This is a genomic window from Klebsiella scottii, assembly GCF_036561945.1.
Classification (GTDB): Bacteria; Pseudomonadota; Gammaproteobacteria; order Enterobacterales; family Enterobacteriaceae; genus Klebsiella; species Klebsiella scottii.
This window is the reverse complement of sequence record NZ_JARXNI010000020.1, coordinates 2472056-2492615: the sequence shown is the minus strand read 5'-3', so window position 1 is coordinate 2492615 and position 20560 is coordinate 2472056. Positions and strand designations below refer to the sequence as shown.

Annotated in this window: 13 protein-coding genes; 8 read left to right on the top strand and 5 right to left on the bottom strand. The window is 57.6% G+C overall.

Annotated features, from left to right (window positions below):
- The first annotated feature begins 223 nt into the window (after positions 1-223).
- Complete coding sequence (gene clpS / locus QFI97_RS19390; RefSeq protein ID WP_095095606.1) at positions 224-541, top strand: ATP-dependent Clp protease adapter ClpS; 318 nt, start codon at positions 224-226, stop codon at positions 539-541.
- Between the two features lie 30 nt (positions 542-571).
- A complete protein-coding gene (gene clpA / locus QFI97_RS19385) occupies positions 572-2851 on the top strand; it encodes an ATP-dependent Clp protease ATP-binding subunit ClpA (RefSeq protein ID WP_076945049.1) in 2280 nt (759 codons plus the stop codon).
- A gap of 136 nt (positions 2852-2987) precedes the next feature.
- On the opposite strand, the gene infA is transcribed toward clpA, so the two are convergent.
- The 5 genes from infA to trxB form a co-directional block, all read right to left on the bottom strand.
- Entirely contained in the window at positions 2988-3206 is a 219-nt protein-coding gene (infA, locus tag QFI97_RS19380) for a translation initiation factor IF-1 (protein WP_002211347.1), read from the bottom strand.
- A 512-nt stretch (positions 3207-3718) separates the two neighbouring features.
- Positions 3719-4423: a leucyl/phenylalanyl-tRNA--protein transferase gene (aat, locus tag QFI97_RS19375; protein ID WP_095098020.1), complete on the bottom strand. Its 705-nt coding sequence runs from the start codon at positions 4421-4423 to the stop codon at positions 3719-3721.
- A gap of 180 nt (positions 4424-4603) precedes the next feature.
- Positions 4604-6325, bottom strand: a complete 1722-nt coding sequence (gene cydC, locus QFI97_RS19370; RefSeq protein WP_095095609.1) for a heme ABC transporter ATP-binding protein/permease CydC — start codon at positions 6323-6325, stop codon at positions 4604-4606.
- A complete protein-coding gene (cydD, locus tag QFI97_RS19365) occupies positions 6326-8092 on the bottom strand; it encodes a heme ABC transporter permease/ATP-binding protein CydD (RefSeq protein ID WP_095095612.1) in 1767 nt (588 codons plus the stop codon). It lies immediately after the preceding gene.
- 113 nt (positions 8093-8205) lie between these two features.
- A complete protein-coding gene (gene trxB, locus QFI97_RS19360) occupies positions 8206-9174 on the bottom strand; it encodes a thioredoxin-disulfide reductase (protein ID WP_095095615.1) in 969 nt (322 codons plus the stop codon).
- A 531-nt stretch (positions 9175-9705) separates the two neighbouring features.
- Between trxB and lrp the strand changes: the two genes are divergently transcribed.
- From lrp to dmsA, 6 genes are all read left to right on the top strand, one after another.
- Entirely contained in the window at positions 9706-10200 is a 495-nt protein-coding gene (lrp, locus tag QFI97_RS19355) for a leucine-responsive transcriptional regulator Lrp (protein WP_000228469.1), read from the top strand.
- Positions 10201-10335: 135 nt separating this feature from the next.
- The gene (gene ftsK, locus QFI97_RS19350) at positions 10336-14430 is read left to right on the top strand and encodes a DNA translocase FtsK (protein WP_346431814.1); all 4095 of its coding nucleotides are present in this window, start codon (positions 10336-10338) and stop codon (positions 14428-14430) included.
- 132 nt (positions 14431-14562) lie between these two features.
- The gene (lolA, locus tag QFI97_RS19345; protein WP_095095621.1) at positions 14563-15174 is read left to right on the top strand and encodes an outer membrane lipoprotein periplasmic chaperone LolA; all 612 of its coding nucleotides are present in this window, start codon (positions 14563-14565) and stop codon (positions 15172-15174) included.
- A gap of 8 nt (positions 15175-15182) precedes the next feature.
- A complete protein-coding gene (rarA, locus tag QFI97_RS19340) occupies positions 15183-16526 on the top strand; it encodes a replication-associated recombination protein RarA (RefSeq protein ID WP_095095624.1) in 1344 nt (447 codons plus the stop codon).
- Between the two features lie 92 nt (positions 16527-16618).
- On the top strand, positions 16619-17911 hold the full coding sequence (serS, locus tag QFI97_RS19335) for a serine--tRNA ligase (RefSeq protein ID WP_041144783.1): 1293 nt from the start codon (positions 16619-16621) through the stop codon (positions 17909-17911).
- A 201-nt stretch (positions 17912-18112) separates the two neighbouring features.
- Positions 18113-20551: a dimethylsulfoxide reductase subunit A gene (dmsA, locus tag QFI97_RS19330; protein WP_331850522.1), complete on the top strand. Its 2439-nt coding sequence runs from the start codon at positions 18113-18115 to the stop codon at positions 20549-20551.
- Positions 20552-20560 lie beyond the last annotated feature (9 nt).

Below are 20560 nucleotides of genomic sequence, written 5' to 3'. Positions count from 1 at the left end.
AGAAATACGAAAATGCGTCAAGCGATTGACGGTAGGGGAAGGCGAAAAATGCGTCAAAATTTGAAGCAGTTAACGCTATTGCCGGGGAATGTGACAGACATCGCGGATGGAAGTAATAGATGATAGTTATCTATGATCTATTGTAGATTTGTGATGGGCATAACTTTTGATCATCGACAGGCCACCGCCTGTTGGCAACAGCAACCGATGATGAATACTGACGATGAGTAAGAAAGATTGGCTGGACTTCGATCAGCTACTTGAAGACGAAGTGCGCGATGAGCTTAAACCACCATCGATGTATAAAGTGATATTGCTCAATGATGACTACACTCCAATGGAGTTTGTTATTGACGTGTTACAAAAATTCTTTTCTTATGATGTAGAACGTGCGACGCAACTGATGCTGACGGTTCACTATCAAGGTAAAGCGATTTGTGGTGTATTTACCGCAGAGGTTGCGGAAACCAAAGTCGCGATGGTGAGCCAGTATGCGAAGGAGAACGAGCATCCATTGCTGTGTACGCTAGAGAAAGCCTGAAGACAGGCATGAAAATTGGGGGAGGTGCCAATGCTCAATCAAGAACTGGAACTCAGTTTAAACATGGCTTTCGCCAGAGCGCGCGAGCACCGTCATGAGTTCATGACCGTCGAGCACTTGCTGCTGGCGCTGCTCAGCAACCCTTCGGCCCGCGAAGCGCTGGAAGCGTGTTCCGTGGACCTGGTGGCGCTGCGTCAGGAACTTGAAGCCTTCATCGAACAGACCACGCCTGTTCTACCCGCCACGGAAGAAGAGCGCGACACTCAGCCGACGCTGAGCTTCCAGCGCGTACTGCAGCGTGCAGTCTTCCACGTACAATCCTCTGGCCGCAGCGAAGTGACCGGCGCCAACGTTTTGGTCGCTATTTTTAGCGAGCAGGAGTCGCAGGCGGCCTATCTGCTGCGTAAACATGAAGTCAGCCGTCTTGACGTGGTGAACTTCATCTCTCACGGTACGCGTAAAGACGAGCCGAGCCAGCCTTCCGAAAACAGCGGAAGCCAGCCCAGCAATGAAGAGCAAGCAGGCGGGGAGGATCGTATGGAAAACTTCACCACCAACCTCAATCAGCTTGCTCGCGTTGGCGGAATCGATCCGCTGATTGGCCGCGAAAAAGAGCTGGAGCGCGCCATTCAGGTTCTGTGCCGCCGTCGTAAGAACAACCCGCTGCTGGTGGGTGAGTCCGGCGTGGGTAAAACCGCGATTGCCGAAGGGCTGGCCTGGCGAATTGTGCAGGGCGACGTGCCGGAAATTATGGCCGATTGCACGATCTATTCGCTGGATATCGGCTCCCTGCTGGCAGGAACAAAATACCGCGGTGATTTTGAAAAACGTTTCAAAGCGCTGCTGAAACAGCTGGAGCAGGATACCAACAGTATTCTGTTCATCGATGAAATCCACACCATCATCGGCGCGGGCGCCGCTTCCGGCGGCCAGGTCGATGCCGCCAACCTGATTAAACCGCTGCTCTCCAGCGGCAAGATTCGGGTGATGGGGTCTACGACCTACCAGGAGTTCAGCAATATCTTCGAAAAAGACCGCGCGTTAGCCCGGCGCTTCCAGAAGATAGACATCACTGAACCTTCGGTAGAAGAGACGGTGCAGATTATTAACGGCCTGAAGCCGAAGTACGAAGCGCACCACGACGTGCGTTATACGGCGAAAGCGGTGCGTGCGGCGGTCGAACTGGCGGTGAAATATATTAACGATCGTCATCTGCCGGATAAGGCGATTGATGTTATCGACGAAGCGGGCGCGCGGGCGCGGCTGATGCCGGCCAGCAAGCGTAAGAAAACGGTTAACGTGGCGGATATCGAATCGGTGGTGGCGCGCATTGCCCGCATCCCTGAGAAGAGCGTCTCCCAAAGCGACCGCGATACGCTGAGAAATCTTGGCGATCGGCTGAAAATGCTGGTCTTTGGTCAGGGTAAGGCGATCGAGGCTTTAACCGAAGCCATCAAGATGGCGCGTGCCGGACTGGGCCACGAGCATAAGCCGGTGGGTTCCTTCCTGTTCGCCGGGCCTACCGGCGTCGGGAAAACCGAGGTCACCGTACAGCTGGCCAAGGCGCTGGGTATCGAGCTGCTGCGCTTTGACATGTCTGAGTATATGGAGCGTCACACCGTCAGCCGTTTGATCGGTGCGCCTCCGGGCTACGTTGGTTTCGATCAGGGCGGGCTGCTGACCGATGCGGTCATTAAACATCCGCACGCGGTGCTGCTGCTTGATGAGATTGAAAAAGCGCATCCGGACGTCTTTAACCTGCTGCTGCAGGTGATGGACAACGGTACGCTGACCGACAACAACGGCCGCAAGGCGGACTTCCGCAACGTGGTGCTGGTGATGACCACCAACGCCGGCGTGCGTGAAACCGAGCGTAAGTCGATTGGCCTTATTCATCAGGATAACAGTCCCGATGCGATGGATGAGATCAAGAAGATCTTTACGCCGGAGTTTCGTAACCGTCTCGACAACATTATCTGGTTCGATCATCTGTCAACGACGGTGATCCATCAGGTGGTGGATAAGTTTATCGTCGAGCTGCAGGTTCAGCTGGATCAGAAAGGCGTGTCGCTGGAAGTGAGTCAGGAAGCGCGAGACTGGCTGGCAGAAAAAGGCTATGACCGGGCGATGGGCGCGCGTCCAATGGCGCGGGTGATTCAGGATAACCTGAAGAAACCGCTGGCCAACGAGCTGCTGTTTGGTTCGTTAGTTGACGGCGGACAGGTCACCGTCGCGCTGGATAAAGAGAAGAGTTCGCTGACCTATGATTTCCAAAGTGCGCAGAAGCACAAACCGGAAACGGCGCATTAATTCTCCCTCTGAAACGTCAAAAACCGGCCTGTGGGCCGGTTTTTTTATATCCGCAGTCGCTTAGCGGAGAAGGGATGTAAAAAGACCGGGAATTATCCCGGCCTTTCGCATCTAACGCCACGAGGGCGGAAAACTATCAGCGACTACGGAAGACAATGCGGCCTTTGCTCAGGTCGTACGGGGTCAGCTCAACAGTCACTTTGTCGCCCGTCAGAATGCGGATGTAGTTCTTACGCATTTTACCGGAAATATGCGCAGTTACCACGTGACCGTTTTCCAGTTCTACGCGGAACATTGTGTTAGGCAACGTGTCAAGTACGGTGCCCTGCATTTCAATATTGTCTTCTTTGGCCATCTAGTCCTCTGGGGTATCACTACCGTAGTTTTGAACCGGCAAGATAATGCCGAAGTTCAGCGAGTAAGTAAAGTTTTACGTTTATACCCGTCACACTCCGCGTTGCATCCACGCTGGCTGCGTTCATCGATCCCGGCTACCTGTTTCAGTAAGCGCTGGGGATTCGTTCACTTGCCGCCCGCCTGCAACCCGACTTATTGCGAGTCTATATACTTTATCTTGCTGGCTGCCTTAGTTCTCACGGTCACATAGTTATTGATGCTGCCTGGCGTTTGGTTTGTCGTCCCGGCGCATCATGAATAAGTTTGGGTTTAAATCACTGAAGTAGTTTTGGCGCATTGCCCGGAATGCACGCGGATAAACCGCACGACAGGCGCAAACGTAAAGGGGGGGAGTGACAGAACGATGGGCGTTATCTGACTCTTATTATTCCCAAACGGCGGCGGGGCAACGGGCAGAAGCTACTCTACCGCGCAATTATACCATCCCGGCGAAGAATGTGCTGAAAACATTTACACATTGCCGGTAAATAGCACCCTCGGCACCCAAAATCTTTCCGGTAAACGCTGGCTGCGCAATTGCGCCAGACGATCGAGATAGTCGCGGCGGGGAATTTCGACGGCGCCCAGCGACGCGGTATGATTATTTAGCACCTGGCAGTCAATTAACTGGCCACCGTCGCGCATAAACGCCTGGCAGAATACCAGCAAGGCTGTTTTAGACGCGTTTTCCGCATGACTGAACATCGACTCGCCGCAAAATAGCGCCCCCTGAGCCACGCCGTACATCCCGCCAACCAGCGTCTCGTCACGCCACACCTCGATTGAGTGCGCGTGGCCCAGCTCGTGCAGCTGGTGGTAGGCCTTGACGATGCTGGCGGTTATCCAGGTGCCCTCATCACGATTGGCGGCGCAGCCCTCAATCACCTCGCCAAAAGCATGGTTCAGCGTCACGCGATAGGGAGAGCGCTGGTGGAAGCGCTTCATGCTGCGGCTGAGATGAAACTGCCCGGGCCACAGAACCGCGCGGGGATCGGGAGACCACCATAAAATGGGGTCCCCCGGCGAAAACCACGGAAAGATGCCGTGCTGATAGGCCATCAGCAGGCGCGCCGGGCTAAGATCGCCCCCCAGCGCCAGCAGGCCATTCGGTTCACGCAGGGCGCCTTCCGGAGCGGGGAAGGCAATGGACTGACGGGAGAGCTGAACCAGACGCATTTTAACCTCAATACGCACCAGCAATTGTCCAGTATATTCGCTGTCTTTCAGGCGCCGGCGTACTATCTGCGCCCGTGACCAGCGGCCAGGGGCTCGCATGCTGCGCGTGCCTGAAACTCATTGAGTATATACACAAAATCATTCGGGATGCCCGGCGGCGATAGCCCGATAACGATTGGCCTACAGGCGCTGCTTAAACTGGTAGTAGCGCCCTTGTTGAGCCAGCAGTTCTGCGTGACTACCTTGCTCAATAATCTTCCCGTTGTCCATGATAATTATCTGATTAAAACGCGCCAGCCCGCGCAGGCGGTGGGTGACCATCAGCACGGTTTTTTCTTTCATCACTTCGGCTAATAAATCAAGGATTTGGCTTTCCGTTGTGGCGTCCAGGCCTTCGGTCGGCTCATCGAGCAGCATCAGCGGCGCGTCGTGAAGCAGGGCGCGGGCAATCGCCAGCCGGCGCAGCTCGCCGCCGGAAAGCTGACGGCCGCCTTCTCCCAGCCAGCTGTTGAGGCCGCTATCGTCGAGCAATTTGCCCAGCCCGACCCGTTCGAGGGTGTTCGCCAGATGCGCATCGCTCGCCTGCGGGGCCGCCAGCAGCAGGTTGTCGCGCAGCGTTGCGCTAAACAGATGCACGCGCTGAGGAACCACGCTCATTGCCCGGCGTAGGGTCGTTTCGTTGAGCTGCGTAAGCGGCTGGTCGTTGAGTAAAATCTCTCCCTGGGCCGGATCCCAGGCGCGGGTAAGCAGCTGCAGAAGGGTCGATTTTCCGCAGCCGGTGCGTCCGAGAATAGCGATATGCTCGCCGGCGGCAATCTGTAAAGAGATATTCTCCAGCGCCGCGGTGGGCTGCTGCGGATAGCTAAAGGTGACCTGATTCAGCGTGAGCGTCACGCGTGAGAAGGCCTGGTTAGCGCTCTGCGCAAAGGAGACTTCCGGCGGCTGCTCGGTGATTTGCGTAATCCGCCGCGCGGAGGCGATGACCTGCCCGAGATGCTGGAACGCGCCGGTGACCGGCGCCAGCGCCTCAAACGCCGCCAGCGCGCAGAAAACGAAGAGCGCGATCAGCGCGCCCGGCTGGCTATCGCCGCCGACGCCGGCGGACGTCAGCCACAGCATCGCAATCACCGCAACGCCGCCAATCAGCAGCATCAGCGCCTGGGAAAGCGCGGTAAGTTCGGCCTGACGTCGCTGGGCATCCTGCCAGCGCTGTTCGGTTTTCTCCAGCTGCTCGCGGTAGCGATCGCTGGCGTTAAACAGCATCAGCTCCGCCTGTCCCTGCAGCCAGGCCGTGAGCTGCTGGCGGTACTGGCCGCGCATTTGGGTTATGCACTCGCCGGCCGGTTTGCCGGCCCGATAAAACAGCGGCGGCAGTATCAGCACGGTCAGCAGCATAATACCGCCAAGCGTCAGGGCCAGCGTGACGTCCAGAATACTTAGGCCGGCGGTGACCACCAGAATGACCACCAGCGCCCCTACCAGCGGCGAAATGACCCGCAGATAGAGATGATCCAGGGTATCGACGTCGGCAACGATGCGGTTAAGCAGTTCGCCCTGGCGAAAACGCGCCAGCCCGGCGGGGGAGAGCGGCAGCAGCTTGCTGAACGTGAAAACGCGCAGATGCTGCAGAACGCGGAAAGTCGCGTCGTGGCTCACCAGGCGTTCAAAGTAGCGCCCGGCGGTACGAATTATCGCCGCGCCGCGCACGCCGGCGGCGGGCAGCATGTAGTTAAAGCTGTAGATACCGGCAACGCCGACAACGGCCGATGCCGACAGGAACCAGCCTGACAGCGTCAGCAGTCCGATACTGGCCAGCAGGGTGACGATCGCCAGCACCACGCCGAGCATCAGCAGCCACAGGTGCCGCTTGTACAACGCCAGATAAGGTAATAATGCGCGCATTTAAATCTCCTCCTGACGATGAGCCAGCAGGGTCGCGAAGGGCCCTTCGGCGGCGGCAAGCTGCGAATATTCGCCCTGCTCGACAATCTGTCCGTTTTGCATCACCCAGATAGCGTCCCAGCCGGCTATACCTTCGAGCTGGTGAGTGACCATCAGCGTTGTTTGCTGCGAAGAGGCGTTTGACAGGGCCTGCATCACCCGCTGTTCGCTGTGGGCGTCAAGGCTGGCTGCAGGCTCATCAAGCAGCAGCAGACGGCAGGGAACCAGCAGCGCGCGCGCGACGGCGATACGCTGCGCCTGCCCAACCGATACGCGGGTCGCCTGATCGCCAACGGGCGTATTAATGCCCTGCGGCAGCTGCGAGATAAATTCGCTTACCCAGGCCTTATCCAGCGCAAGCTGAAGCTGCGCTTCGGTCGCCTCAGGCCACGCCAGAAGCACGTTTTCACGCAGCGTGGCCGCAGGCAGCTGCGGGTTTTGTCCAACCCAGCTCAGCATGTGATGCCAGCGCTGGCTATCAAGATCGCGCAGCTCGACGCCGTTGACCATCAGCGACCCGTCATAGGGCAGAAAACCCGCCAGCGTATTCAGCAGCGAGCTTTTGCCGGAGCCGCTTTGCCCAACCAGCACCACGCGCTTACCGGCGGGGAGGGTGAAGTTCAGCGGTCCTGCCAGCACTTTACCCTCCGGTGACTTGATCCGCAGATCGCGCGCTTCAAGACTCACCAGCTCGTTATCGCTAAGCACCTTCTCGCCGCGCTCGGCCTGCGCCAGCGGCGTTTCCATAAAGGCTTTCAGGCTGTCCGCCGCGCCGATAGCCTGCGCTTTCGCGTGGTAAAAGGTGCCCAGATCGCGCAGGGGCTGGAAAAACTCCGGCGCGAGGATCAGGGTCAGAAAGCCGGCCATCAGGGTGACGCCCGCGCCGTAATGACCAAAATTAAGCTCGCCCAGGTAGGAGAAACCGAAATAGACCGCCACCAGCGCGATGGAGAGGGAAGTGAAAAATTCCAGTACCCCGGAGGAGAGAAAGGCGAGACGCAGGACGTCCATCGTTCGCTGGCGGAAATCCTGCGAAGCCTCGCGGATATTGTCGGTTTCCGCGGCGCCGCGATCGAAAATTCGCAGCGTTTCCATGCCGCGCAGGCGGTCGAGGAAGTGGCCGCTCAGCCGCGCCAGGGCCTGGAAGTTGCGGCGGTTTGCATCCGCGGCGCCCATGCCGACCAGCGCCATAAACATCGGGATCAGCGGCGCGGTGCCGAGAAGAATCAGCGCTGCCGCCCAGTTAATCGGGAAAATAGTGATAACGATGAGCAGCGGTACGCACGCGGCCAGCGTCATCTGCGGCAGATAGCGCGCATAGTAATCGTGCATATCGTCGATTTGCTCGAGGATAAGCGTCGCCCAGCTGCCCGCAGGTTTGCCCTGTATCCATGCCGGCCCGGCCTCCTGCAGACGATCGAGCACCTGGCGACGGATCTCATAGCGGATATGCTGCCCGGCATAAAATCCTACCCGCTCGCGCAGCCATACCACCCACGCCCGGAGGACGAAAATCAGCACCAGCACGGTAAACGGCAGCAACAGCGCCGTCGCCGGAATATTCTCCATTATCATGCGGTGAAGGATCCGCGCCAGCAGCCAGGCCTGAGCGACAATCAGCAGGCCGCTAATGACGCCCAGCGTGCGGGAAATCATCAACCAGCGACGGGAGAGAATGCTCTGTTCTTTTAACCAGCGGGTTAACTCTTGTTGACGGGTTTTATTCATTGCGCACTTAGCAGGTGGAGTTATAAGTTTTTGGGCACGGCAATGTTACAACGCGGAAAAAATAAAGGCGACTTTTCGTCGCCTTCTTTACCTTTGTTACTGACTTGTAAAGATTATTTGCAAGCGTCAGCCAGGCCGTCAAGATAGCGCTCGGCGTCCAACGCGGCCATACAGCCGGTGCCGGCAGAGGTAATGGCCTGACGGTAGATGTGGTCCATCACGTCGCCGGCGGCGAAGACGCCAGCAACGCTGGTCTGGGTCGCGTTGCCGTGAATGCCGGACTGAACTTTGATATAGCCGTTTTCCAGCTCCAGCTGACCTTCAAAAATCGCCGTGTTCGGGCTGTGGCCGATAGCGACAAACAGGCCCGCAACCTCCAGCGATTCGACATTATCGGCATTCTGCGTATCGCGCAGGCGCAGGCCGCTCACGCCCATCTGGTCGCCGGTCACTTCTTCCAGGGTACGGTGGGTATGCAGCACGATGTTGCCGCTTTCCACTTTGTCCATCAGGCGCTTGATGAGAATTTTTTCAGCGCGGAAGGAGTCGCGACGGTGGATCAGGTGTACTTCAGCCGCGATGTTGGACAGGTACAGCGCTTCTTCAACCGCGGTGTTGCCGCCGCCGATAACCGCGACCTTCTGGTTACGGTAGAAGAAACCGTCGCAGGTGGCGCAGGCGGAAACGCCGCGGCCCTTAAAGGCTTCTTCAGACGGCAGGCCGAGATAGCGTGCGGAAGCGCCGGTGGCAATGATCAGCGCGTCACAGGTGTATTCGCCGCTGTCGCCGACCAGGCGGAACGGACGGTTTTGCAGATCGACGCTGCTGATGTGATCGAAAAGAATTTCGGTTTCGAACTTAGCCGCATGCTCGTGCATACGTTCCATCAGCAGCGGCCCGGTCAGATCGTTCGGATCCCCGGGCCAGTTTTCCACTTCGGTGGTGGTGGTCAGCTGACCCCCTTTTTCCATCCCGGTAATCAGCACCGGATGCAGGTTTGCACGTGCGGCATAGACCGCAGCGGTGTATCCCGCAGGTCCAGAACCAAGAATTAGCAGCTTACTGTGTTTGGCCGTGCCCATGAGAACCCCATAATTTATTGGCATACATTGGGCTGGATTGTAGGGAATTTGTTGTCGTAAAAAAAGAGCATAGCGATTTTGTTAACGATATGTGCAATAGCACCCGCCGATGAACTGGCGATTTAACGAACGGAGAATATAACTAATTCTACTGTCAGCAGCACAATTATAAGAGGAAAACATGAGAATCAACGGGGGGGGATAATGAATATCTGGCATCTTGTACTAAAAATCGATGTTTTGCTTTGACAATCCCCTGTGCTTTTGCGAAAACATTCATGGAAGAAGAAAAGCAGCGTTTTGCGTGTGGCGAATTTTCATGCATGCAAATGCCATTTTTATCCGGGTTAGCGAAATCTACGCATGGTGTGGACAGACGCCATGCGTGATGTCGGTGGCTGCCGTCAGGCAACGGGCTTCTCACGTACCCCTGGGTTACTCAAGTCGTACGGGTAAGAACAGGATGGGCTCTGGCAGTGAAGGCTCAGAGTCAGAACAGGAGTAGGGAAGGAATACAGAGAGACAATAATAATGGTAGATAGCAAGAAGCGCCCTGGCAAAGATCTCGACCGCATCGATCGTAACATTCTGAATGAGTTACAAAAAGACGGACGTATTTCTAACGTCGAACTTTCTAAACGGGTGGGACTTTCTCCGACGCCTTGCCTTGAGCGCGTGCGTCGACTGGAAAGACAGGGTTTTATTCAGGGCTATACGGCGCTGCTTAACCCGCATTATCTGGATGCATCACTTCTGGTATTTGTTGAGATTACTCTGAATCGTGGCGCGCCGGATGTGTTTGAGCAATTTAACGCCGCTGTGCAAAAACTTGAAGAAATTCAAGAGTGTCATCTGGTATCCGGCGATTTCGACTACCTGTTGAAAACTCGCGTACCGGATATGTCAGCGTATCGTAAACTACTGGGCGAAACCCTGCTGCGCCTGCCGGGCGTTAACGACACCCGTACCTACGTGGTAATGGAAGAGGTCAAGCAGAGCAATCGTCTGGTAATTAAGACGCGCTAACACGGAACAGGTGCAAAATCGACGTAGTTTGATTACACTCCTGTTAATCCATACAGCAACAGTGCCGGGGTGACCCGGCACTGTTGTCCGTTTTAGCAGCAGGCAGGAAACAGCCTGATACCTGGAGAGCCTTTTTTGAGCCAGGAATACACCGAAGACAAAGAAGTCAAACTGACGAAGCTAAGCAGCGGGCGCCGACTCCTTGAGGCGTTACTTATCCTTTGCACCCTTTTTGCCATCTGGCTGATGGCGGCCTTACTCAGCTTTAATCCCTCGGATCCAAGCTGGTCGCAAACTGCCTGGCACGAGCCTATCCACAACATCGGCGGTACGCCGGGAGCATGGCTTGCCGATACGCTATTTTTCATTTTTGGCGTAATGGCTTACACCATTCCTGTGATTATCATCGGCGGCTGCTGGTTTGCCTGGCGCAATCAGGCTAACGACGAGTACATCGATTATTTCGCCGTTTCGCTGCGCTTAATTGGCGCGCTGGCGCTGATCCTGACCTCCTGTGGCCTGGCCTCTATCAATGCCGATGATATTTGGTATTTCGCCTCCGGCGGGGTCATTGGCAGCTTGCTGAGCACCACTTTGCAACCGCTGCTGCACAGCAGCGGCGGGACTATTGCGCTGCTCTGCATCTGGGCGGCGGGTTTAACCCTGTTTACCGGCTGGTCGTGGGTCAGCATTGCCGAAAAGCTCGGCGGCGTGATTCTTTCCGTCCTTACCTTTGCCAGTAACCGTACCCGTCGGGACGATACGTGGGTGGATGAGGACGACTATGAGGATGACGAAGACGACGATACGGCGAAACCGCAGGGATCGCGTCGCGCACGAATTTTACGCAGCGCCCTGGCACGTCGCCAGCGTCTGGCTGAGAAGTTTTCCAACCCGATGGGGCGCAAGACCGACGCCGCGCTGTTCTCCGGTAAGCGCATGGATGATGCCGAGGAGGACGTTCAGTTCAGCGCCAACGGCGCGCCGGTTGCGGCAGACGATGTGCTGTTTTCTGGCGCCAGCGCCGCGCGTCCGTCAGATGCGGACGATGTCTTATTCTCCGGGGCCAGCGCCGCGCGTCCGGGTGACTTTGACCCCTACGATCCGCTGCTTAACGGCCATAGCATCGCCGATCCTGTCAGCGCGGCTGCGGCAGCAACCGCGGCGCCGCAGGTATGGGCTGAGCCGGTAGCCGGGCAGACTCCACAGGCCGGCTGGCAGCCGGAGGCGCAGGCGTATCAGCCTGAGCAGGCTCCTGTACATGAGCCACACTATCAGCCTGAGCCACCGTACCAGCCGCAGCAGGCGTATCAGCCTGAGCAGGCACCGGTGCAGCAGCCTCACTATCAGCCTGAACCACCGTACCAGCCGCAGCAGGCGTATCAGCCTGAGCAGGCGCCGGTGCAGCAGCCACACTACCAGCCTGAGCCAACGTACCAGCCGCAGCAGGCGTATCAGCCTGAGCAAGCGCCGGTGCAGCAGCCTCACTACCAGCCTGAGCCACCGTACCAGCCGCAGCAGGCGTATCAGCCTGAGCAGGCACCGGTGCAGCAGCCTCACTATCAGCCTGAACCACCGTACCAGCCGCAGCAGGCGTATCAGCCTGAGCAGGCGCCGGTGCAGCAGCCTCATTATCGCCCTGAGCCAACGTATCCGCCGCATCAGGCGTATCAGCCTGAACAGGCGCCGGTGCAGCAGCCTGCTTATCAGCCTGAACCCTATGCCGCCTCGCCGGTTACCGAGCCCGAAGCTCCGCAGGAAGAGGTTAAGCCGCAGCGTCCGCCGATGTACTATTTCGAAGAGGTCGAAGAGAAACGCGCGCGTGAACGCGAACAGCTTGCCGCCTGGTATCAGCCGATTCCGGAACCTGCCAGCCCGATTGCGACTAAACCGATCTCTTCGCCGCCGCCATCGTCGCCCGTTGATGCCGCCGCGGTGACCACGCTGGCTGCAGGCGTGCACCAGGCCACGGGCGCTGGTGCAACTGCCGGCATGGTGGCGTCCGCCGCGTCATCCGCCGCGCCGCTGTTCAGCCCGGCTGCGGGCGGGCCGCGCGTGCAGGTCAAAGAAGGCATTGGTCCGAAGCTGCCGCGTCCTAACCACGTCCGCGTACCGACCCGCCGTGAGCTGGCATCGTATGGCATTAAGCTGCCTTCTCAGCGCATTGCGGAAGAGCGCGCTCGTCAGGCGGAGCTGGACCAGAATTATGACGATGAACCGCTCACCGATGAAGAAGTTAACGAGCTGGAGCAGGGGGAGCTGGCGCGCCAGTTTGCCGCGACCCAGCAGCAGCGCTACGGTGAGGTCTACCAGGCCGACGAAGCCGACGATGACGATTCAGCCGCTGAAGCCGAGCTGGCCCGTCAGTTTGCCGCGACCCAGCAGCAGCGCTACAGCAGCGAGCAGCCGCGTGGGGCGAATCCGTTCTCCCCGGCTGATTATGATTTCTCGCCGATGAAAACGTTAGTGGACGACGGCCCGAGCGAACCGCTGTTTACGCCGATGCCGGAAGTTCAACAGCCGGTACAGCACTATCAGCAGCCGGCGCAGCAACCGCAGCCTGCATACCAGCAGCCTCAGGTTCAGCAGCCGGTACAATCTGCGCCAGCGGCGCAGAGCTATCAGCCGCAGCAGGCCCCTCAGGCCCATATGCAACCGCCGGTCCAACAGCCTGCACCGCAGCCGCAGGAGAGCCTAATTCACCCGCTCCTGATGCGTAACGGCAACAGCCATCCGCTGCAGCGGCCGACGACGCCGCTGCCGTCCCTGGATCTGCTGACGCCGCCGCCGAGTGAGGTAGAGCCGGTTGATACCTTCGCGCTGGAGCAAATGGCGCGCCTGGTGGAAGCTCGCCTCGCCGATTTCCGTATTAAAGCGGACGTCGTGAACTACTCTCCTGGCCCGGTTATCACCCGCTTTGAGCTGAACCTGGCGCCGGGGGTGAAGGCCGCGCGTATCTCTAACCTGTCGCGCGACCTGGCCCGTTCGCTATCCACGGTCGCCGTGCGCGTCGTGGAGGTTATTCCAGGTAAACCATACGTAGGCCTGGAGCTGCCGAATAAGAAGCGTCAGACCGTCTACCTGCGTGAAGTGCTGGATAATACCAAATTCCGCGATAACCCATCGCCGCTGACCGTGGTGCTGGGCAAAGATATCGCGGGCGATCCGGTCGTTGCCGATCTGGCAAAAATGCCGCACCTGCTGGTTGCCGGTACCACCGGCTCCGGTAAGTCGGTCGGCGTCAACGCCATGATCCTCAGCATGCTCTACAAGGCGCAGCCGGAAGATGTGCGCTTCATTATGATCGACCCGAAAATGCTCGAACTGTCGGTCTATGAAGGGATCCCGCATCTGCTGACGGAAGTGGTCACCGATATGAAAGACGCCGCCAACGCTCTGCGCTGGAGCGTGAACGAGATGGAGCGCCGCTACAAGCTGATGTCAGCTTTGGGCGTGCGTAACCTGGCGGGCTACAACGAGAAGATTGCCGAAGCGGCGCGCATGGGGCGGCCAATTCCGGATCCGTACTGGAAGCCGGGCGACAGCATGGATGCGGTCCATCCGGTGCTGGAAAAACTGCCTTACATCGTGGTACTGGTGGATGAATTCGCCGACCTGATGATGACCGTGGGTAAGAAAGTGGAAGAGCTGATTGCTCGTCTGGCGCAGAAAGCGCGTGCGGCGGGTATTCACCTCGTGCTCGCTACCCAGCGCCCGTCGGTTGATGTGATCACCGGCCTGATTAAGGCCAACATCCCGACGCGTATTGCGTTCACCGTGTCGAGTAAAATTGACTCGCGTACCATTCTCGACCAGAGCGGCGCCGAATCGCTGCTGGGGATGGGGGATATGCTCTACTCCGGGCCGAACTCGACTATCCCGGTGCGCGTGCACGGAGCATTTGTGCGTGACCAGGAAGTCCATGCGGTAGTCCAGGACTGGAAAGCGCGCGGGCGTCCGCAGTATGTCGACGGCATCACCTCCGATAGCGAAAGCGAAGGCGGCGGCGGCGGATTTGACGGCGGAGAAGAGCTGGACCCGCTGTTCGACCAGGCGGTCAATTTCGTAACCGAGAAGCGTAAAGCCTCTATCTCCGGGGTTCAACGTCAGTTCCGTATCGGCTATAACCGTGCCGCGCGTATCATCGAACAGATGGAAGCGCAGGGCATCGTCAGCGAGCAGGGCCATAACGGAAACCGCGAAGTGCTGGCGCCGCCGCCCTTCGAGTGAGTGCAAAGTTGGGTAAATAAGAGCAAAATCAGCCTATTCTTCTGTCCCGCCGCGCCAGGCGGTCCTACATTAGGGGCAGAAGAGGCTCCCGCGCCGGGAGCGACGCACGTTGACGGACATTAAGGAATAACAATGAAAAAACTCGCAATCACCTGTGCATTACTGTCTGGATTTGTTGTCAGCCAGGTTTGGGCTGATGCCGCCGGCGATTTGAAAAGCCGTCTGGATAAGGTGAGCAGCTTCCACGCCAGCTTTACGCAAAAAGTGACTGATGGCAGCGGCAATGCGGTACAGGACGGGCAGGGCGACCTGTGGGTAAAACGACCGAATCTGTTCAACTGGCATATGACCCAGCCGGATGAAAGTATTCTGGTCTCTGACGGTAAAACGCTGTGGTTCTATAACCCGTTCGTTGAGCAGGCGACCGTCACCTGGCTGAAAGACGCCACCAGCAACACGCCGTTTATGCTGATTGCGCGTAACCAGTCTAACGACTGGCAGCAGTATAATATTAAGCAAAACGGCGATGACTTTGTCCTGACGCCGAAAAGCGGCGGCGGTAACCTGAAGCAGTTCACCATTAACGTAGGGCGTGATGGCACCATCCATCAGTTCAGCGCGGTAGAGCAGGACGACCAGCGCAGCAGCTACCAGCTGAAGTCGCAGCAAAACGGTGCGATAGACGCATCTAAGTTTACCTTCACGCCGCCGCAAGGGGTTACGGTGGACGATCAACGTAAATAGAGGCGAATGTGGGCAATCTGTCGCTCGATTTTTCCGACAATGCGTTTCAACCTCTGGCCGCCCGTATGCGGCCAGAAAATTTAGCGCAGTACATTGGCCAGCAGCATCTGCTGGCACCGGGTAAACCTTTGCCGCGGGCAATTGAGGCCGGGCATCTTCATTCGATGATTTTATGGGGCCCGCCGGGCACCGGAAAAACCACCTTAGCGGAAGTGATTGCCCGCTATGCCAGCGCCGACGTCGAGCGTATTTCGGCCGTGACCTCCGGCGTTAAGGAGATCCGTGAAGCCATCGAACGCGCCCGGCAGAACCGTAATGCCGGTCGGCGCACCATCCTGTTTGTCGACGAAGTCCACCGCTTCAATAAAAGCCAGCAGGATGCGTTTCTGCCGCATATCGAAGATGGCACGATCACCTTTATCGGCGCGACGACGGAAAACCCCTCTTTTGAACTGAACTCCGCGCTGCTATCCAGAGCGCGCGTCTATCTGCTGAAATCGCTCACCAGCGAAGATATCGAGCAGGTATTAACGCAGGCGATGAGCGATAAAACCCGCGGCTACGGCGGGCAGAATATTGTGCTGCCTGATGAGACGCGTCGGGCGATCGCCGAGCTGGTAAACGGCGATGCGCGCCGTGCGCTCAACACGCTGGAGATGATGGCCGATATGGCCGAAACCGACGCCGCCGGTCAGCGGGTGCTGCAGGCCGAACTGTTGACCGAAATTGCCGGCGAGCGCAGCGCGCGTTTTGATAACAAGGGCGATCGTTTTTACGATTTAATTTCGGCGCTGCACAAGTCCGTTCGCGGCAGCGCGCCGGACGCCGCGTTGTACTGGTATGCCCGGATCATCAGCGCCGGCGGCGATCCGCTGTACGTTGCCCGCCGTTGCCTGGCGATTGCCTCGGAAGACGTCGGCAACGCCGACCCTCGGGCCATGCAGGTCGCTATCTCCGCCTGGGACTGCTTTACCCGGGTAGGGCCGGCGGAAGGCGAGCGGGCGATTGCTCAGGCCATTGTTTATCTGGCCTGCGCGCCGAAGAGCAACGCGGTTTACAGCGCCTTTAAGGCCGCGATGGCCGATGCCCGCGAACGTCCGGACTACGATGTGCCGGTCCATCTGCGCAACGCGCCGACGAAGCTGATGAAAGAGATGGGCTATGGCCAGCAGTATCGCTATGCCCACGATGAGCCCAACGCTTATGCCGCCGGGGAGGAGTACTTCCCGCAGGAAATGGCGCAAACTCGCTATTATCGGCCAACAAACAGAGGGCTTGAGGGGAAAATTGGCGAAAAACTCGCCTGGCTTAGCGAACAGGATCAAAATAGCCCCACAAAACGCTACCGCTAACAGAAGCGTTGCGGTAAGGTTATCAAGATATTCCGGTGGTCGTATTCTGCGGCCACTTTTCATTTTATTAATTCGATAAGCACAGGATAAGCATGCTCGATCCCAATCTGCTGCGTACCGAGCCAGACGCAGTCGCTGAAAAACTGGCACGCCGGGGCTTTAAGCTGGATGTAGATAAACTGCGCGCTCTGGAAGAGCGTCGTAAAGTTCTGCAGGTTGAAACTGAAAATCTGCAGGCGGAGCGTAACTCCCGATCGAAATCCATTGGCCAGGCGAAAGCGCGTGGGGAAGATATCGAGCCGTTACGCCTGGAAGTGAACAAGCTTGGCGAACAGCTGGATGCGGCGAAAACCGATCTGGACGCGCTGCTGGCCGAGATCCGCGACATCGCGCTGACCATCCCGAACGTCCCGCATGATGACGTTCCGCTGGGCAAAAGTGAAAACGACAACGTCGAAGTGAGCCGCTGGGGAACCCCGCGCGAGTTCGATTTTGACGTGCGCGATCACGTAACGCTGGGCGAAATGCACGGCGGGCTGGACTTCGCTGCGGCGGTCAAACTGACCGGCTCGCGCTTTGTGGTCATGAAGGGCCAGCTGGCTCGTCTGCACCGCGCGCTGTCGCAGTTTATGCTGGACCTGCATACCGAACAGCACGGCTATAGTGAAAACTATGTCCCGTATCTGGTAAACCAGGAAACGCTGTATGGCACCGGCCAGCTGCCGAAATTCGCCGGCGACCTGTTCCATACTCGTCCGCTGGAAGAAGAGGCGGATAGCAGCAACTACGCGCTGATCCCGACCGCCGAGGTTCCGCTGACGAACCTGGTTCGCGATGAGATCATCGATGAAGACGATTTGCCGATCAAAATGACCGCGCATACGCCGTGCTTCCGCTCTGAAGCAGGCTCCTACGGCCGTGATACCCGCGGTCTGATCCGTATGCACCAGTTCGACAAAGTTGAAATGGTGCAGATCGTCCGTCCGGAAGATTCCATGGCGGCGCTGGAAGAGATGACCGGCCATGCGGAAAAAGTTCTGCAGCTGCTGGGTCTGCCATACCGTAAAGTGGCGCTCTGCACCGGCGATATGGGCTTCAGCGCATGCAAAACCTACGATCTGGAAGTGTGGGTTCCGGCGCAGAACACCTACCGCGAAATTTCGTCCTGCTCGAACGTCTGGGATTTCCAGGCGCGCCGCATGCAGGCACGCTGCCGCAGCAAGTCTGATAAGAAAACGCGTCTGGTCCATACGCTGAACGGCTCTGGCCTGGCTGTGGGTCGTACTCTGGTTGCGCTGATGGAAAACTATCAGCAGGCAGACGGCCGTATTGAAATCCCGGAAATTCTGCGCCCGTATATGCGCGGCCTTGAGTTCATCGGCTGATTTTTCTACCTCCTTCTCAAAAGCGCCTACGGGCGCTTTTTTTTCATCTCCTTCTTGATGCTGGGCAATAACCCGTCCGTTGAACCCTTCCATACTCCCTTTGAGTTAAAGCAGCATAAAAAACTAATAAAATATAATTGCGTTATATATAAATCTATATAGCGATTGTCAGTAAATTGTGAGCAATCAAAGCGAGTACCCATGAAAACTAAAGCCCCCGATGCTTTACTGGCTGCCGAAGTAAGCCGGCGTGGTTTAATGAAAACCACGGCGATTGGCGGTCTGGCAGTGGCCAGTAGCGCATTTACCTTACCCTTCACGCGCATTGCCCATGCCGCAGATACCCTGTCACCGGTAAGCGAAACGGTAACCTGGAGCGCCTGTACCGTTAACTGCGGTAGCCGCTGCCCGCTGCGCATGCATGTTGTTGATGGCGAAATTAAATACGTTGAAACAGATAATACCGGCGATGATAACTACGACGGTCTGCACCAGGTGCGCGCCTGTCTGCGCGGACGTTCGATGCGTCGTCGCGTCTACAATCCCGATCGCCTGAAGTACCCGATGAAGCGCGTGGGTAAACGCGGTGAGGGTAAATTTGAACGCATCAGCTGGGAAGAGGCGTTCGATACCATTGCCGGCAATATGCAGCGCCTGATCAAGGACTATGGCAACGAGTCTATCTACCTGAACTACGGGACCGGGACCCTGGGTGGAACCATGACCCGCTCCTGGCCGCCGGGAAAAACGCTCATTGCCCGCCTGATGAACTGCTGCGGCGGTTATCTTAATCACTACGGCGACTACTCCTCCGCACAAATCGCCGCAGGGCTGAATTACACCTACGGCGGCTGGGCCGACGGCAACAGCCCGTCTGATATTGAAAACAGCCAGCTGGTCGTTCTGTTTGGTAATAACCCGGGCGAAACGCGGATGAGCGGCGGCGGGGTGACCTACTATCTGGAGCAGGCGCGACAAAAATCCAATGCGCGGATGATCATTGTCGATCCCCGCTACACGGATACCGGAGCCGGTCGTGAAGACGAGTGGATCCCGATCCGTCCGGGTACCGATGCGGCGCTGGTCTCCGCGCTGGCCTGGGTGATGATTACGGAAAACCTGGTCGATACCCCGTTCCTCGATAAATACTGCGTTGGCTACGATGAAAAAACGCTCCCTGCCGATGCGCCGGCAAACGGCCACTACAAGGCCTGGATCCTCGGCCAGGGCAGCGACGGTATCGCCAAAACGCCGACATGGGCGTCAACCATCACCGGGATTCCGGTCGATCGCATTGTGAAGCTGGCGCGTGAGATTGCCAGCGCGAAGCCTGCCTGTATTAGCCAGGGCTGGGGACCGCAGCGCCACGCTAACGGTGAAATTGCGACCCGGGCGATCTCGATGCTGTCGATTCTGACCGGCAACGTCGGCATTAACGGCGGCAACAGCGGCGCGCGCGAGGGCTCATACGATCTGCCGTTTGAGCGTATGCCGACGCTGGATAATCCGGTTGAGACCAGCATCTCCATGTTTATGTGGACCGACGCGATTGAGCGCGGCCCGGAGATGACGGCGCTACGTGACGGGGTCCGCGGCAAAGACAAGCTCGATGTACCGATCAAGATGATCTGGAACTATGCAGGCAACTGCCTGATTAACCAGCACTCTGATATTAACCGCACCCATGAAATTCTGCAGGACGACAAGAAATGCGAGATGATCGTGGTGATCGATTGCCATATGACTTCGTCGGCGAAATACGCCGATATCCTGCTGCCGGACTGCACCGCCTCCGAACAGATGGACTTCGCGCTGGACGCCTCCTGCGGCAACATGTCGTACGTTATCTTCACCGATGAGGTGATTAAGCCGCGCTTCGAATGCAAAACGATTTATGACATGACGACGGCGCTGGCAAAACGCATGGGCGTGGAGCAACGGTTTACCGAAGGCCGTAGCCAGGAAGGCTGGATGCGCTATCTGCATGAGCTTTCCCGTCAAGCGATCCCCGACCTCCCGGACTTTGATACCTTCCGTAAGCAGGGGATCTATAAGCAGCGCGATCCGGAAGGACACCACGTTGCCTATAAAGCGTTCCGTGAAAATCCGCAGGCGAATCCCTTGACCACTCCGTCGGGAAAAATCGAGATCTATTCGCAGGAGCTGGCAAAAATTGCCGCCACCTGGGAGCTAGCTGAAGGGGACGTGATCGATCCGCTGCCAATTTATACCCCAGGCTTTGAAAACTATAACGATCCGCTGATCGAGAAATTCCCGCTGCAGCTGACCGGCTTCCACTATAAATCCCGCGTTCACTCGACCTACGGCAACGTCGATGTGCTGAAGGCCGCCTGTCGCCAGGAGATGTGGATTAACCCGCTTGATGCGAAGGCGCGAGGTATCACCAACGGCGAGCGAATTCGTATTTTCAACGCCCGCGGTGAAGTGCATATCGAAGCCAAAGTTACGCCGCGTATGATGCCTGGCGTCGTCGCGCTGGGTGAGGGCGCCTGGTATAACCCGGACGCAGGCCGCGTGGATCAGGCGGGGAGTATTAACGTGCTCACCACCCAACGCCCGTCGCCCCTGGCGAAAGGAAACCCGTCGCATACCAACCTCGTCCAGGTTGAAAAGCTGTAAGGAATAACC

Coding starts and splice junctions, on each gene's coding strand:
- clpS (WP_095095606.1), top strand. CDS start 224: ATGAGTAAGAAAGATTGGCTGGACTTCGATCAGCTACTTGAAGACGAA.
- clpA (WP_076945049.1), top strand. CDS start 572: ATGCTCAATCAAGAACTGGAACTCAGTTTAAACATGGCTTTCGCCAGA.
- infA (WP_002211347.1), bottom strand. CDS start 3,206: ATGGCCAAAGAAGACAATATTGAAATGCAGGGCACCGTACTTGACACG.
- aat (WP_095098020.1), bottom strand. CDS start 4,423: ATGCGTCTGGTTCAGCTCTCCCGTCAGTCCATTGCCTTCCCCGCTCCG.
- cydC (WP_095095609.1), bottom strand. CDS start 6,325: ATGCGCGCATTATTACCTTATCTGGCGTTGTACAAGCGGCACCTGTGG.
- cydD (WP_095095612.1), bottom strand. CDS start 8,092: ATGAATAAAACCCGTCAACAAGAGTTAACCCGCTGGTTAAAAGAACAG.
- trxB (WP_095095615.1), bottom strand. CDS start 9,174: ATGGGCACGGCCAAACACAGTAAGCTGCTAATTCTTGGTTCTGGACCT.
- lrp (WP_000228469.1), top strand. CDS start 9,706: ATGGTAGATAGCAAGAAGCGCCCTGGCAAAGATCTCGACCGCATCGAT.
- lolA (WP_095095621.1), top strand. CDS start 14,563: ATGAAAAAACTCGCAATCACCTGTGCATTACTGTCTGGATTTGTTGTC.
- serS (WP_041144783.1), top strand. CDS start 16,619: ATGCTCGATCCCAATCTGCTGCGTACCGAGCCAGACGCAGTCGCTGAA.
- dmsA (WP_331850522.1), top strand. CDS start 18,113: ATGAAAACTAAAGCCCCCGATGCTTTACTGGCTGCCGAAGTAAGCCGG.